Below are 14,739 nucleotides of genomic sequence, written 5' to 3'. Positions count from 1 at the left end.
CCAGTAATTCTTACACCCCCTCCCCAGTCCGTTCGTGCTGAGCGAAGTCGAAGCACCTTTTCTTGGGGCACACCCTTCGACTTCGCTCAGGGCGAACGGAGGTATGGGGAATGACTCCGGACCGCAGAAGCGTACTCGTTGGACTGGGAGCATCAGCCTTCCTTGCTACGAACGTGCGTGCCCAACCCACCCCGTCCCTACGCCAAGCCCTCGACGCCGCCGCCGCGACCCACCCAGACGAAGCACTCCGCGTGCTAGCCTCCTTCGACGCGAGCATCCTACAACCCGGTGACCGCCTAGACCTGACCACCGCCCGTGCCGGCCTCAAGATCGACGCCGCTATCGCCCGGTCCGCCTTCGGCCGCATCGGACGCAGCCCTTACCGCGTCACACCGACGACCGGCGCCTGGAAGGCCCCGCGTCCGGATACAGCGAAGATCGACGCGGACACCGCTGCGATCCTCGCCGACGCCGAAGCCGGCATCATCCTGCCCCGCCTGTCTCTCGACCGCACAGTCGATGCGCTTCGATCCGCCTCCACGAACCCCGCGATCGACCGACAGATCGCCGCGCTCGAAAGTCTGCGTGACACCGCCCCTTCCGCCCCGGGCGTCGGACGGTTCCGGGGCGGCGCGGGCTGGTACGCGCTGCAACTCCAACGCTCGCTCGGCACCATGACTTTGGCCTATGCCGAACGCCGACTCTTCAGCGAACTGAACCGCCTTCACGCCCGCGCAACGCACCTGTTCGACCAAATCGGCGCGCCGAACGGCACGGTCGCAGAACGCTACGCCGAACTCTGGCGAGACGAGCACTTCCTTTACCCGGACACCGACGCGGGCCGGACCGAAGCCATTACCGACATGAACCGCATGCTCGCCACGGCGCGAACCCATATCCCGGCAGCATTCGGTACACTCCCTCCCTGGTGTCTGAACGCCAGCGCCCGCGCGCTGTCCCCGCAAGAGATCGCTGCCGGCCGAGGTGGCTACCGCGAAGTCCCGACGCCAGCCCACCCCGGCGCCTATGTCGCCGACCTCAAGGACATCCGCCGTCGCCCCCGCTGGACGCTGCCCAGCGTCGTTGCGCACGAACTGCTACCCGGCCACATGATCCAGCTTGGCCTGGAAGGCGCCACCCCGCCGCATCCGCTCCGCATCGAATACGCCTCGGCCTTCGTCGAAGGCTGGGGCATCTACGCCGAGCAACTCGCCGAAAGGTTTGGCGCCTACACCGACCCCCACGACGCGCTCGGCCACATCCACTGGCTCCTGTTTCGCGTCGCCCGCGCACTCGTCGATCTCGGCATTCACCTCCACGGCTGGTCGATCGAACAAGCCCGCGAGCGCCTCGTCGAATGGCAGGGCGAACCGGCGTATTTCGCGCCGTTCGACGTCGAACTCGCGCGCATCCCGCTCGAACCAGCCACGCGTGTCGCCGAGGCGATGGCGTGGCTCACGATCGCCGATACCGCGCGAGGCAACTCCCCGGTCGCGTATCACACCGCGCTGCTCGCCCACGGTCGCCAGCGCATCGATGACATCCGAAAGATCCGATCATGACCTTCACCCGACGCGATGCCTTCACCACGCTCGGCGCAGCCGGCGCGTTGCTCGTCCCCGGCAAGGCGCCTGCCCGTACCGCAGCAAAGACTACGCCCGCTGCCCCCGATTGGCGTCGCGGTCTGGATAACCAGCGGATCGCCGATCTGGGCGACGGCCGTTTCCTCAATCCAGTGATGGCCGGCGATCGGCCCGATCCTGCGATCCTCAAGGACGGGTCGGACTATTACATGACCTTCTCCAGTTTCGATTCCTATCCGGGGCTCGTCATCTGGCACTCGCGCGATCTGGTGAACTGGCAACCGGTGGGCCCAGCCCTCACGCGCAACATCGGATCGGTCTGGGCGGTCAGCCTTGAAAAGCACGACGGCCGCTATTTCCTTTATATCCCGGTGAAAGCCGAGCCGAACTCGATCTGGGTGATCCACGCCGATCGCATAGAAGGGCCGTGGAGCGATCCGGTAGACCTCGGCCTGCACAAGCATATCGACCCGTGCCACATCGTCGGCGAGGACGGCAGTCGCTGGCTCTTCCTGTCGGGCGGGGACCGCATCCGCCTCGCCGCCGACGGCCTGTCGACGGTCGGCGCGGTCGAGCACGTCTATGATCCGTGGCGCTATCCCGAAGACTGGATCGTCGAGGGTTTCTCGCCGGAGGGGCCCAAGATCGTTCGCCACGGCGGCTGGTTCTACCTCATTACCGCGGTTGGCGGCACCGCCGGACCGCCGACCGGCCATATGGTGATCGCAGCGCGCTCCCGCTCGATCCATGGGCCGTGGCAGGATTGCCCCGCCAACCCGATCGTCCGCACCACCGACACCGCCGAACGCTGGTGGTCGCGGGGTCACGCCTCGCTCGTCGAAGGGCCGGCAGGTGACTGGTGGGCACTCTATCACGGGTTCGAGAACGGCTATTGGACGCTCGGACGCCAGACGCTGCTCGATCCCGTGGAGTGGACCGCCGATGGCTGGTTCCGGATGAAGGGCGGCGACCTGTCGAAGCCGCTTGCGAAACCGAAAGGCGGCACAGCAGTCCCGCACGGCCAGATACTCTCGGACAATTTCGAGACCCTCGCGCTCGGGACGAAATGGAGCTTCTTCCGCCCCCGCCCCGACGAGGCGAAACGCGCGTCTGTCTCCGGCAACACCCTGACGCTCGCCGCCAGCGGTAGTGCGCCCGTCGACTCCTCCCCGCTCCTGCTGATCGCCGGCGACACGCGCTACCAATTCGAATGCGACGTCGCGATCGATCCCGGCACCACCGCCGGGTTGATCCTGTTCTACGACGACAAGCTCTATTGCGGGCTCGGCTTCGACGGCGACCGGTTCGTCACGCACCAATATGGCGCCGAACGTGGCCGTCCCACGAACCCGCATGGCCGTTCGATGCGGATCCGCGTGACCAACGATCGCCATATCGTCACGTACGACACGAGCGGCGATGGCGGCCGGACCTGGCACCGGTTCGATCGCGGGATGGAGGTGTCGGGCTACCACCACAATGTCCGTGGTGGTTTCCTGATGCTGCGACCCGGACTGTACGCAGCGGGAAAAGGTGCAGCGCGCTTCCGAAATTTCCGGTTCTCTGCTATCTGATACTGGATACTCGCCGGTCCTCTCGATCGCGCGCCTGCGTGCCTGCCGCGCGTCCAAATCCTCGGGGAGTCCGGTTTGCAGATTGTGACCTTGTGCCTGTTCCTGTTGCTCGCCGTCGTGGTGAGCGGCATCGTCTCGCGCATGCTGCCATCGGCGTTGCCCCGGCCGCTGGTGCAGATCGCGCTTGGCGCCTTGATCGGCATGGTCGCGCACGTCAGGGTCGAACTGGATCCCGAACTCTTCTTCCTGCTGCTCGTCCCGCCCCTCCTATTCCTGGACGGCTGGAGGATCCCGAAGGACGAACTCTTCCGCGATCGCGGCGCCGTATTGGGGCTCGCGCTCGGCCTCGTTTTCCTCACCGTCCTTGGCATGGGCCTCTTCATTCATTGGCTGATCCCGGCGATGCCGCTGGGGGTCGCGTTCGCGCTCGCAGCCGTGGTGTCCCCGACCGATCCTATCGCAGTCTCGGCGGTCGCGCAGAACGCGCCGATCCCGAAGCGGATGATGCATATCCTCGAAGGCGAGGCATTGCTGAACGATGCGTCCGGCCTGGTCTGCGTCCGCTTTGCGATCGCCGCCGTACTGACCGGCACCTTCTCGTTCGCCGATGCCGCCGCGACCTTCGCGTGGATGGCTATTGCGGGCGTGGCGATCGGCGTCGGTGTCGCGCTCGGCATCGTCGCGACCAAGAGTGCGTTCGCGCGGCGGTTCGGTGACGAAGCCGGATCGAATATCCTCGTCAGCCTGCTGATCCCGTTCGCCGCCTATCTGCTGGCCGAGCACATCCACGCGTCGGGCGTGCTCGCTGCCGCCGCCGCGGGGATCGCGATGAGCTTTACCGATGCCACGACGGCGGTCGCGGCGGGAACGCGTATCCGCCGCCGTGCGGTCTGGGACATGCTGCAGTTCACGCTGAACGGCGTGATCTTCGTGCTGCTCGGCGAACAATTGCCCGAAGTGTTCGTCCGTGCGCGCGATACCGTGACGTCGACGGGGCATGTCAGCCCGTGGTGGCTTGCGGTCTATGTCGTCGCGGTCGTCGCCGGTCTGGCAATCCTGCGCTACGGCTGGGTGTGGGTATCGCTCCAGTTCACGCTGCTCCGCGCGCGACGTCGCAATGACCCCGCCGCCGGTGAGAGCCCGCCACGCCGGATCATCGCCGCGATGTCTTGCGCCGGCGCGCGGGGCGCGATCACGCTGGCGGGCGCGCTGACGTTGCCATTGAGCATGGCCGACGGGACGCCGTTCCCGGCGCGCGACCTGGTCATCTTCCTGGCGTCGGGTGTTATCCTGTCGTCGCTCGTGATCGCTGCGGTCGGGTTGCCGCTGCTCCTGCGCGGACTGAGCCTGCCGCCCGAAACCGGCGTCGGCGCGGCGCGGGACCAGGCCAAGCTGGTTGCGGCTAACGCGGCGATCGCAGAACTCGACCGCGTCCAGCACCGGATGGCCGAGGGACGCGACGATCCCGACCGCTTCACCGATATCGCCGCGCGCCTGATGGACCAGTATCGCGAACGGATCGACAGCCTCTCGACCCAGCCGGAAGATCGTTCACAGCATGGCGATGGCGTGATCGAACGCGACATGCGCCTCGCTGCAGTTCGTGCCGAACGCAACGCAATCTTTGACCTGGCGCGCCGCCGTGAGATCGGCGTCGAACTGGCGGAGCAATTGGGGCGCGAACTCGACTTGGCCGATGCCCGACTGTCACGTCAGGTACTGCACTGAAGGCCGGTGTTGAGCGCCCCGCTTGTCCGTGTGACTGAAACCGGCGGGGCGCTGAAGGTTACGCGATACTAGGCGATGCCTCTGACGCGCGCTATGCCGCTTTAACATGAATCTAGTATGAACGAGGTGCCCTGCCCGTCCGTGCGACACTCTCGTATCCGGGCAGGGCACCGAGGACGCGGCGGCCGTTCGGCCGCGCATCGCTGACGACAAGCTAGCAGGAGATACCGGGGTGAGAAGCACGGCCCACCACGTCTGCGCCTCGCCTTGTCCGAAATCGAGGTACGTCGCGGCGTCCGTCCGCCCGTGAACTGTCTTCAGCGCCGTGTCGCTGTGCCTTGGGGCAGTTTAACCTTGCGGAGTGACGCAATCATCGCGCGGGCACCCGGCGGCGCCACCTGTACGAAAAGCTCGAAGAGATCGGTGTCGGTCAGCGCATCGGCATCGACACCGATCGGCAACGCAATCGCCTGACGGGTCCGGGCACCCGGCTGTGCTTCCAGGACGATCGTCCGCCATGTCATGCCGACCGGCGGCTGCCCGACCACGTCGTCGAACTCCCCGGCGACCATGTTCCTCAGTCGCAATCGTCGGTCGAGGTTCTTGTCGAACCACGCCTCGTCTCCAGCGGTCGCGATCTGGACTGCCATTGCCTTCTGGTTCTTCACGCGTCTTCGACTCCTGCGCATCCGGGACGAGACAGGTGTTGCCAGATTGCCGCAGATGCAACCGCTCAATAATTCAGGGGCCAACTCGCTGTTGATAATAACTATCAGAAACATTAGCGGGGCGGCACAACGTAAAGGGTATCACATGACACATCGTCTCGGCATCGCTTTCCTGCTGGGTTCCGCCGCTCTCGCGATCGCGCCCGGCTATGCGCAGACCGCGCAAAACGATGACGAATCGGGAGTCATCGTGGTCAACGCACAGCAGGCGCGCACTCAGGCGTCGTCGGGCACCAAGACCGATACTCCGCTCGCCGAGACGCCGCAGTCGATTACCGTCATCACCGCTGATGATATTGCAGGCCGCAGCTTGCAGAACCTCAACCAGGCACTCCGCTTCGTCGCAGGTGTGACGCCCGAAACGCGCGGGTCGAGCGGCGAGGTCTATGACCAGTTCAAGCTGCGCGGCTTCGACGCGCCGGTCTATCTCGACGGCCTGAAGCAGTTCGGCAGCCCGTCGGGCTATGCCGTGCCACAGGTCGACGTCTCGCGCCTCGACCGGATCGAGGTCATCAAGGGACCCGCATCGGTATTGTATGGCCAGTCGAGCCCCGGCGGCCTTGTCGCGGAATCGAGCAAGCTACCGCTCGACCAGGCACTCTATGGCGCGATCAGCGGCACCTACGGCAATTACGATCTCTACCGCGTCGATGCCGACATCGGCGGGCGAGCGGGCGAAGGCGTTCTCTGGCGGATCAACGGCAGCGCGAACGGTGCCGACACGCAGCAGAAGTTCGGCAAGCGCGAACGCCAGACGATCTCGGGCGCCGTGACGGCAGGCGCGGGCAGTTCGACCAGCTTCACCCTGCTCGGCGCCTATTCGCATGATCCGTATAACGGAGACTACGGCGTGTTTCCGGCCAGCGGAACGCTGCTCCCCAATCCGAACGGCAAGCTGCCGACCAGCTTCGACGGAGGCGAGGCCGGCAACCGCTTCAGCCGCGAGCAGGCCGCGCTGACCTATATCTTCCGCCACGATTTCGGCGGCGGCTGGGCGTTCCGCTCATCGGGTCGCTATCAGTATGTAAAGTCGGCGCTCGGGCTGATCTATACCGCAGGGGCGCTCGATACGAGCGATCCGACCCAACAGACGTATAGCCGTGCATCCTATGCAACGCGCGAGCAGCTCAACAATTGGACGTTCGACAACCAGCTGACCGGCTCAGTCCGGACCGGTCCCGTTCAGCACACGCTGTTGTTCGGTGTTGATCGCCAAGTCGCGCACTCGACCGAGGATTTCGCTTTTGGTTCTGCACCGTCGATCAACGGCTTTGCGCCGGTGTACGGAACGGTATCCCCGCCGCAGAGCGTAGCGGCGGTGCCTAATCCGTTCGGCGGCTACATTGCGACCCGCCAGCGTCAGCAGGGCCTCTACGCGCAGGATCAGATGTCGCTCGGCGAGCTCCGCGTGGTGCTCAGCGGCCGACAGGACTGGGCGCGCGCGCAACAGATCGGCGGCGCTGCGAAACACGACGAGAAGTTCACCTACCGTGCCGCAGCGCTCTACACGCTGCCGTTTGGCCTCGCGCCGTATGCGAGCTATTCGACGTCCTTTGAACAGCAGGCAGGTACTGTGCTCCGTCCCGATGGATCGTTCGGCATCGCCGATCCGTCGCTCGGCAAGCAGTTCGAGGCCGGCGCGAAATTCACGATCCCAGGCACGCAGATCCTGCTCTCGGGAGCGTGGTTCCGCATCGACCAGACCAACGTGCTAACCTCGACGCCAACGTTCTCGGTCTCGACACAGACCGGCAAGGTCCGCTCGCAGGGCGTGGAATTCGAGGGTAGCGCGCCGCTGCCGTACGGCTTCAAAGCCCGTGCTGCCTATAGCCGTCAACGCGTGAAGGTGACGCAGGACGTAAACGATCCAATGCGCGTCGGACGTGGCCTCGAAACCGTCGGGCGCGGTGGAGCGTCGCTAGGCCTCGACTGGGCGCCGCCCGTGAGTGCCTTGGAAGGTCTGACGATCGGCGGCGCCGTGCGTCATGTCGACCAGGTCTATGCAGGCGTCACGCCGACCGAGACCGTCGGTCGCAACAGCCCGTCCTACACGGTTTATGATGCGCTGATCCGCTATGATCTGGAGAAGTTCGCGCCGTCGCTGCGGGGCCTGAGCCTTGCGGTCAACGGCGCGAATATCTTCGACAAGAAGTATCTGACATCGTGCTTCGCCAACTATAACTGGTGCTGGTACGGCAACCGCCGCACCGTGCAGGCGACGATCGGCTATCGTTTCTGACCCAAGCTATCGACGTTCCCAACCGAGGTTGCAGAGCAACATCGGTTGGGAACGTCGAAGAGGGAGCGGCGATCAGGCGACCAAGGCGCAGCGTTTCGCTATAGGCCGGCGCATGATACCGGTCCTCTACAGCTTCCGACGCTGCCCCTACGCGATGCGCGCACGGCTCGCGATTGCGGCGAACGACCGTCGTGTCGAGCTGCGCGAGATCGTCTTGCGGGACAAGCCGGCGGCGATGATCGACGCGTCGCCCAAGGGAACCGTGCCGGTGCTAGTGCTGCCGGACGGGACGATTATCGACCAGAGTCTAGACATCATGCGCTGGGCCTGTGCGAACACACGCGATGCTGAATGGCCGACTGGTAGCGACGCCGGGTTGATCGCAACGAACGACGGCGAATTCAAACACCATCTCGACCGCTACAAATATGCCAACCGCTACGATGTCGATCCGATCGAGCACCGCGGCGCCGCGACCGTCCTGCTCCGCGACTTGGACGAGCGGCTCCGTGCTACCGGCAGTCTGGGCAGCGGCCCGCAGTCGATGACTGATCTTGCGATCATGCCGTTCGTCCGCCAGTTCGCGCAAACCGATCGATCCTATTTCGATGGTTTGCCGTTCGAGCGGCTACACGCGTGGCTGGCGATGCACCTCGCATCGGCGCTGTTCGCTTGGGTCATGATACGCCCTGCGCCCTGGCAACCCGGCGATCCTTCGACGGTGTTCCCGACGTCGACCGACGCGTAGTAGGAGGCCCCGGCAAACCCGAGGCCCCCCACCGCATCAGAAGCCGACGCTGATCGTCCCGAACACCTGGCGGGGTGCTACCGGGAACTGGTTGAACGTTCCGCTCGCCGCGCCGATGCTGAGCGTCGAGGCGGCGCGTTTGTTGGTGATGTTCGTGACGTTCAGGCTGACCGTCGCCGTCTTCACGACCTGCCCTTCCGACAACGGTACGTGCGCGGCGATGCGGCCCGACAGCGTGAAGTAGGACGGCACCGACAGGTCGTTGGTATAGGTCGCGAACCGCTTGCCGATATAGTCGCCGACGAGCTGCGCGTCGAAGATGCCGTAATTGGCCGAGGCGGTGAACTTGTTGAGCCAGTCGGGGCTGCCCGGCACCTTCTTGCCCGCCGTCGCGACGGTGCTCGTCCCGCTGATGTAGTTCTCCTCGTAGCGCGAATTGTTGTACGACAGCGCATGATAGAACGAGAAGTGCGAGCCGAACCGGAACGTGCCCGCGATGTCGAACCCGTCGGTCTTCACCGCACCGACGTTCTGCAGGATCGCCGCGCCGCTGACGACTGCGGTCACCACCGGGTTCGGGCTGATCCCGAGCAGGCGATTGCTGAAGTCCACGTGATACACGCTGATCTGGCCATCGAAACCAGTCAAAGGGCCAAGGTTCAGTGCATGATGCGAGCGCAGGCCTGCCTCATAGGTCCAGCTCGTCTCGGGCTCGACGTCCTGCTTGAACAGGTCGAACGCCGCCTGGCTGCCGAGCGCGAACGGCGACAATCCGGCGGCGGCACTCGTCTGGAACTGGCGGATGTTCTTCTGGACGTTGACGAACACCTGCTCGTTGTCGGTCGCATCCCACAACGCACCAAGCTGTGGCAGGAAGTATTTGTGCGTGTCGATCTTGCCGACCGGCAACGCGACCGAGCCGGTGAACGAGCCCGGGATCGGCTGCGTCGGGATGCGCTGCGACGCGTTCTGGAACGTGCTCTTGACGCCGCCCTGGATCGTGAGCGTCGGCAAGACCTTCCAGCTGTCTTGGATGTGCGCCTGGTATTCGTCGACGCGGACTTCGCTGTGATATTGCGTGATCAGCGGCGTCAGTTCTTCGCGCGGACGCTGGTATGGCGTGCTCGGATCGTTGACCGGGAACGGATACCAGCGGCGATATGCGGACGAGCTCTGATGCTCGTACCAGGCGCCGAACTCGACATGATGTGCGCCGAGATCGAGCGCGACGGTGGAGACGAGGCCACCGCGGTCGATCCGGTATTCGGTGGTACGCGTGGCTAGGCCCGAGCCGCCGAACACCGACGTCAGGTTCTGGCCTGGATAGTAAAACGAGAACAGCTTGGGCAGACCGGCGACGTCGATCGGACCGCCGATGACGCCGACGCCGTCATTGTGATGGTAATAGGCCTGGTTCGAGAAGGTCACGCGGTCGCTGACGTTCCAGTCGTATTTGACGTAGCCAAGATAGTCGGTGCGCGCCGCTACACCGTAGTAATTGCGGTAATTCGACCCGTCAGCCTTGTACGCGCCGGAGTTGAGATAGGTGAGCATTGCGTTGAAATCGGGATAGACGAACGGGCGGACATACGGCGCGGTTGCCTGCGTCGCGGTCGTGATGACGGTCGAATCCTCGTTCGGCTCGGTCTTGTCCGAGAACGCGCCGTAGAGCGTCAGCTTGCCGTTCAAGTCATCGTGGACGAACTTGGCATTGGCCTGATAGCCGCCCTGGATACCGTTGAAATCCCACGCCTTCGCCTTCTGCCGCGAGCCCGAGATGTAGAACGCGTTGCCGTTGCCCAGGTCGCCGCTGTCGATCCGCGCGAACAGTCGCGAAGTCGAGTGGCTGCCGAGCGTCTGGTCGACCTGGACGCCGAGATCCTTTCTTGGATCGCTCGAGAAGGTATCGATCGTACCGCCGAGGTTGCTGGTCGATGCGGTGCCGAGATCGCCCGCGCCGCTGGCCAGCGTGACGCGCGAGACGTTCTCCGAGATGATCGCACGTTGCGGCGACAAGCCGTTGTAATTTCCGTAATTCTGATCGCCCAGTGGTAAGCCGTCGAGCGTGTAGCCGAGTTGCTGCGCGTTGAAGCCGTGGACGAACAGCGAGATGTTCTGCTCGTTGTTGCCCCATGGATCAGCGGTCAGGAAGGTGACGCCCGGCAGCGTTTGCAGCGCCTTCAACGGGCTGACGCCGGGAAGGATCTTCTGCATGTCGACGCCGCTGACCTGCGTCACCGATCGCGTGTTCGCGCCGGTGACGACGATCGTATCATCCTGCCCGGCAGGCGGGGTTGCTGGATCGGCCGGATCGGCCACTGGAGCAGGCGAACCCGGCTGCGCGTCCTTCACAACCAGCGACTGCGCCGTTGCGGTTATTGGCACGCCGACCACGACAAAACCGATAGCGCCGCACAACAGCCGCGCGGCCGTACGAGAAAACATCGTCATTCTTGAAAACCCCTAGCGAGATCGATCGATCGTCACTCCCGGGGCTGCGCCTATTGGCACGGCGAGACAGTCGGATGACCGTTGCGCTACACATTTAATATGGTGCGGTGCAGCGTTCCGAAAGACCGCCGCACCGCTGCTGCTGCATTACTTTGCAGTTGCCGTCAGGCCGCGGTCTTCGAGCATCGGGCCGATATCCGGATCCTTGCCGTAGAACGCCTTGAACATCGGACCGTAATCCTCGGTATGGCCCTTCGACAGGATCATGTCGCGGAAGCGCTGGCCGTTCGCGCGCGTCAGCCCGCCATGCGCCATGAACCACGCATACGCATCGTTATCGAGCATCTGCGTCCACAGATACGCATAGTAGCCGGCCGCATAGCCACCAGCCCAGATGTGCGCGAAATAGCTGGTCCGATAGCGCGGCGGCACGTCCTTCGTGTCGAGCCCCATCGAGTTCAGCGCCTTGGTCTCGAACGCATCGACATCCTGCGGCCCGGCCGAGGCCGGCAGCGAATGCCAGTCCTGATCGAGCGTCGCCGCCGCCACCAGCTCGCCCAGTTCATAGCCCTGGTTGAACTTCGCCGCGTTCTTGATCTTGGTGACGAGCGCCTGGGGCATCACCGCGCCGGTGCGATAATCCTTGGCGTAGTTCGCGAACACCTTGGGATCGAGCGCCCAATGCTCGTTGAACTGCGACGGGAACTCGACCCAGTCGCGCGCGGTGTTGGTGCCCGACACCAGCGGATAGGTCTGGTTCGCGAACAGCCCGTGCAGCGCATGGCCGAACTCGTGGAACATCGTCGTCACGTCGTCGAACGTGATCAAAGCGGGCTGGCCCGGCGCGGGCTTGGTGAAGTTGCCGACATTGTAGACGACCGGCTTGGTCTTCAGCAGCTTCGACTGGCCGACGAAGTTCGACATCCACGCGCCGCCCGCCTTGTTGTCGCGCTTCCAGTAATCGAAATACATCAGCCCCAGCTCGGAGCCGTCCTTGTCGTAGACGGTAAACACGCGGATGTCCGGCTGATAGGTAGGGATATCGCGGCGTTCCTTGAAGGTGACGCCGTAGAGCTGGTTCGCGGCGAAGAACACGCCGTCGGTCAGCACGCGCGAAATCTCGAAATACGGCTTCAGCTCGTTCTGGTCGAGGTCGTACTTGGCTTTCCGCACCTTGTCCGAATAGAAATCCCAGTCCGACGGCGCGAGCGGGAAGGATGTGCCGGTCGCGTCGATCGTCTTCTGCAACTCGGCCGCCTCGCGATGCTGCTCCGCGGCGGTTGCGGGCACCAGCTGGGTCATGAACCCCTTCGCCGCCGCCGGCGTCTTCGCCATCTGGTCGTACAGCGAATAGGCGGCATAGTTCGGATAGCCGAGCAACTGCGCCTTCTGCGCGCGCAACTGCGCGATTGTCCGGATTAGCGCGCGCGTGTCGTTGGCGTCACCGCGCTGCGACCGGTTCCAGCTCTTCTCGAACAGCGCCGCGCGGGTCGCCCGATCGCTGAGCGAGGCGAGCGCGGGCTGCTGCGTCGTGTTCTGGAGCGACAGCACGTACTTGCCGGGCATCCCCCGCTCCTTTGCGCCCTCTGCAGCGGCTGCGATCTCCGCATCGCTCAGGCCCGCAAGCTTGGCCTTGTCGTCGACCACCAGCGCGCCCGCCTTGGTCCCAGCGAGCAGCTTCTGCTGGAAGTCGGTCGTCGCGGTCGAGATCTGCGTATTCAGCAACCGCAGCTTGGCCTTGTCAGTATCGTTCAGCTGCGCGCCAGCGTGGAGGAAGTCGCTGTGGTAGATCTCCAGCACCTGCTTCTGTTCGGCATCGAGACCGAGCGAATCCTTCTTCGCGTACAGCGCCTGGACGCGCGCGAAGAGCTTCGGATCGAGATAGATCGCGTCGCTGTGCTGCGCGAGCTTGGGCGCCTCGGCGGACCGCACCGCGTCGAGCGCGTCGTTGGTGTTCGCCTGCGACACGCCGAAGAACGCTTGGCTCGCGCGATCGAGCGTGCGGCCCGAGCGCTCCATCGCCTCAATCGTATTGGCGAAGGTCGGCGCCGCCGCATTGTTCGCGATCGCCTTCATCTCCGCGATCTGCTCCGCCATGCCCTGTTCGAGCGCGGGCTGATAATCGGCGTCGGTGATCTGGTCGAAGCGCGGCGCCTGGAACGGCAGCGTGCTGGGCACGGTCAGCGGATTGACGCGCGACAGTTTGGCAATCGGTTTGGAGGGGGTTTGCGCCGAGGCGGCGCTGGCGATGCAACAGAGAAGAGCAGCGGAACGAAGCAGGCTGGAACGCGACATCGAGGACTCACAATGGCAGGAGTGATGACGCTCTTCTTGCATGGAGCAACGAGAGGTTACAACGCCCGTTATCGCTGATCGTGGATGCCGCCCAACGGATCGATCGCCAGCAACAGTCGCGTGATCCCCGTGGCCGCGACAGGCGGCGAACGATGGAGAATTTCCGGTCGCTCCGCCCATACCCGCCCTTTGAACAGGCCGACCTCGCCGATTTGCAGTTGACCCTCCGCGACGAGTGGGTCGGCATGGACCCCGCGCGCAGCGAGCCACTGCGTTCCAGGGCCGACAAGCGGCATCAACAACCGTACCGTCACGTTGTCGGCGTGAAACTTCCGGCATGCATCGGTCTTGATCACATCCAACCGAACGCGCAGACGGTCGCACGCGACGATCTCCGCAAAGCGCACCGCGAGCGCGGCCAGCTCGTCCGCAAGCCCCAGGTCGGCCGGGTATCCCGCGTCCGCCAGCGATATGGGTAACGCCCGCGGTACGTCGACGACATCCATCTCGTCGTCGATGTCGTCGATCGCATCCCATTCCAGTTCGCTTACCGCCGCGCCGTACTCCGGCGCAGGCCGTTGCCAGATCGCCAGATGCACGGTTTCGTCCATGATGCGCTCCAGGATTGCCGGACCACGTCCGATCGCCACTGCGGCACATGACGCAGGCTCTTTTTCACGTGCATCCATCGGCATTCGTTGCGCAAAGCGCTCAATGAGATGTTGTATCATGCCGCGTTCGTGTCATCGTCTCGACAAAAGGTCAACCCGCTCGAAGCCTCGCATAGTTTTGCTTGCTGCGCCGACGCTTGCGCTGTTGCCCGAGCGCAGGCAGTAGGCGGGCAAACCTCAGGAGTTCCGACATGGCCAGCGCATTAGAAATCGATCAGTCGAGCATCGTCGACAACGACATCCAGAAGCAGATCGAGTTTCTCGGCGAGTTCGACGGCGACGAATATGAGTTCGCGGTAAAATACGCGGTTCTCAAGGAGTTGAGCGGCGACGAGCCCGAGGATGACGGCATCGAGCTGTTCAACCGGTTCAACGACGATATCGTCGATGCGTGCCTGGCAGCGCTGGAGCGCAAGCCTGGGGCTTCGACGATCGTCGTAGACGAGAACGACCTCGAATAACGGCGGCAAGCTGACGGCCGGCGATCGTCTTCCAGGACGCGCCGGCCGTCGGCTCACACTTCCCAGAAAGCCGGATGACCTAGTCGCCGGTCACGAACCGCCGGATGCGCGCCGAATAGTGGCTGCCGACGAGCAGCGTCACCCCGAACAGCATCGATGCTCCCCATATCGTCGCAAAGACGATCATGACGATCCTGAGCATGGTCGAACTCCGTCATTTCCTCGATCGGCTCGACTTATGATCCAAAACCGGCACGGCAC

The 14,739-nt window shown here is 64.2% G+C and carries 11 protein-coding genes; 6 read left to right on the top strand and 5 right to left on the bottom strand.

Annotation, left to right across the window (positions count from 1 at the left end; genetic code table 11):
• Positions 1 to 251 precede the first annotated feature (251 nt).
• The 3 genes from C8J45_RS06030 (at position 252) to C8J45_RS06020 (ending at position 4,885) form a co-directional block, all read left to right on the top strand.
• Positions 252 to 1,562 (top strand): DUF885 family protein, encoded by a 1,311-nt coding sequence (locus C8J45_RS06030; RefSeq protein WP_181321126.1) that lies wholly within the window; start codon positions 252 to 254, stop codon positions 1,560 to 1,562.
• Complete coding sequence (locus C8J45_RS06025; RefSeq protein WP_107962388.1) at positions 1,559 to 3,157, top strand: family 43 glycosylhydrolase; 1,599 nt, start codon at positions 1,559 to 1,561, stop codon at positions 3,155 to 3,157. Before C8J45_RS06030 ends, C8J45_RS06025 begins: the two co-directional genes overlap by 4 nt.
• Positions 3,158 to 3,232: 75 nt before the next feature.
• The gene (locus tag C8J45_RS06020) at positions 3,233 to 4,885 is read left to right on the top strand and encodes a Na+/H+ antiporter (protein WP_181321125.1); all 1,653 of its coding nucleotides are present in this window, start codon (positions 3,233 to 3,235) and stop codon (positions 4,883 to 4,885) included.
• 317 nt (positions 4,886 to 5,202) lie between these two features.
• Here the strand turns inward: C8J45_RS06020 and C8J45_RS06015 are convergent, their stop codons facing one another.
• Positions 5,203 to 5,553 carry a hypothetical protein gene (locus C8J45_RS06015; RefSeq protein WP_107962387.1) on the bottom strand — a complete coding sequence of 117 codons (351 nt, stop codon included), beginning with the start codon at positions 5,551 to 5,553 and terminating at the stop codon, positions 5,203 to 5,205.
• 145 nt (positions 5,554 to 5,698) lie between these two features.
• Between C8J45_RS06015 and C8J45_RS06010 the strand changes: the two genes are divergently transcribed.
• Both C8J45_RS06010 and C8J45_RS06005 read left to right on the top strand, forming a co-directional pair.
• A complete protein-coding gene (locus C8J45_RS06010; RefSeq protein WP_107962386.1) occupies positions 5,699 to 7,852 on the top strand; it encodes a TonB-dependent siderophore receptor in 2,154 nt (717 codons plus the stop codon).
• A 112-nt stretch (positions 7,853 to 7,964) separates the two neighbouring features.
• Positions 7,965 to 8,600 carry a glutathione S-transferase gene (locus C8J45_RS06005; RefSeq protein WP_107962385.1) on the top strand — a complete coding sequence of 212 codons (636 nt, stop codon included), beginning with the start codon at positions 7,965 to 7,967 and terminating at the stop codon, positions 8,598 to 8,600.
• 36 nt (positions 8,601 to 8,636) lie between these two features.
• Here the strand turns inward: C8J45_RS06005 and C8J45_RS06000 are convergent, their stop codons facing one another.
• The 3 genes from C8J45_RS06000 to C8J45_RS05990 form a co-directional block, all read right to left on the bottom strand.
• Positions 8,637 to 11,051, bottom strand: coding sequence for a TonB-dependent receptor domain-containing protein (locus tag C8J45_RS06000; protein ID WP_258191325.1), 2,415 nt, complete (start codon positions 11,049 to 11,051; stop codon positions 8,637 to 8,639).
• Positions 11,052 to 11,198: 147 nt separating this feature from the next.
• A complete protein-coding gene (locus tag C8J45_RS05995; protein ID WP_107962384.1) occupies positions 11,199 to 13,346 on the bottom strand; it encodes a M3 family metallopeptidase in 2,148 nt (715 codons plus the stop codon).
• 68 nt (positions 13,347 to 13,414) lie between these two features.
• Complete coding sequence (locus tag C8J45_RS05990) at positions 13,415 to 14,035, bottom strand: DUF1826 domain-containing protein (protein WP_258191324.1); 621 nt, start codon at positions 14,033 to 14,035, stop codon at positions 13,415 to 13,417.
• Between the two features lie 173 nt (positions 14,036 to 14,208).
• On the opposite strand from C8J45_RS05990, the gene C8J45_RS05985 reads away from it, so the two are divergent.
• Positions 14,209 to 14,478: a DUF1488 family protein gene (locus C8J45_RS05985; RefSeq protein WP_107962382.1), complete on the top strand. Its 270-nt coding sequence runs from the start codon at positions 14,209 to 14,211 to the stop codon at positions 14,476 to 14,478.
• A 79-nt stretch (positions 14,479 to 14,557) separates the two neighbouring features.
• On the opposite strand, the gene C8J45_RS19535 is transcribed toward C8J45_RS05985, so the two are convergent.
• Entirely contained in the window at positions 14,558 to 14,680 is a 123-nt protein-coding gene (locus tag C8J45_RS19535; protein WP_258191323.1) for a hypothetical protein, read from the bottom strand.
• Between the last annotated feature and the right edge of the window lie 59 nt (positions 14,681 to 14,739).

The organism is Sphingomonas sp. PP-CE-3G-477, from assembly GCF_003050745.1.
GTDB lineage: Bacteria > Pseudomonadota > Alphaproteobacteria > Sphingomonadales > Sphingomonadaceae > Sphingomonas.
Note: the sequence above shows the minus strand (reverse complement) of the source record. Positions and strands in the feature narration are given on the sequence as shown.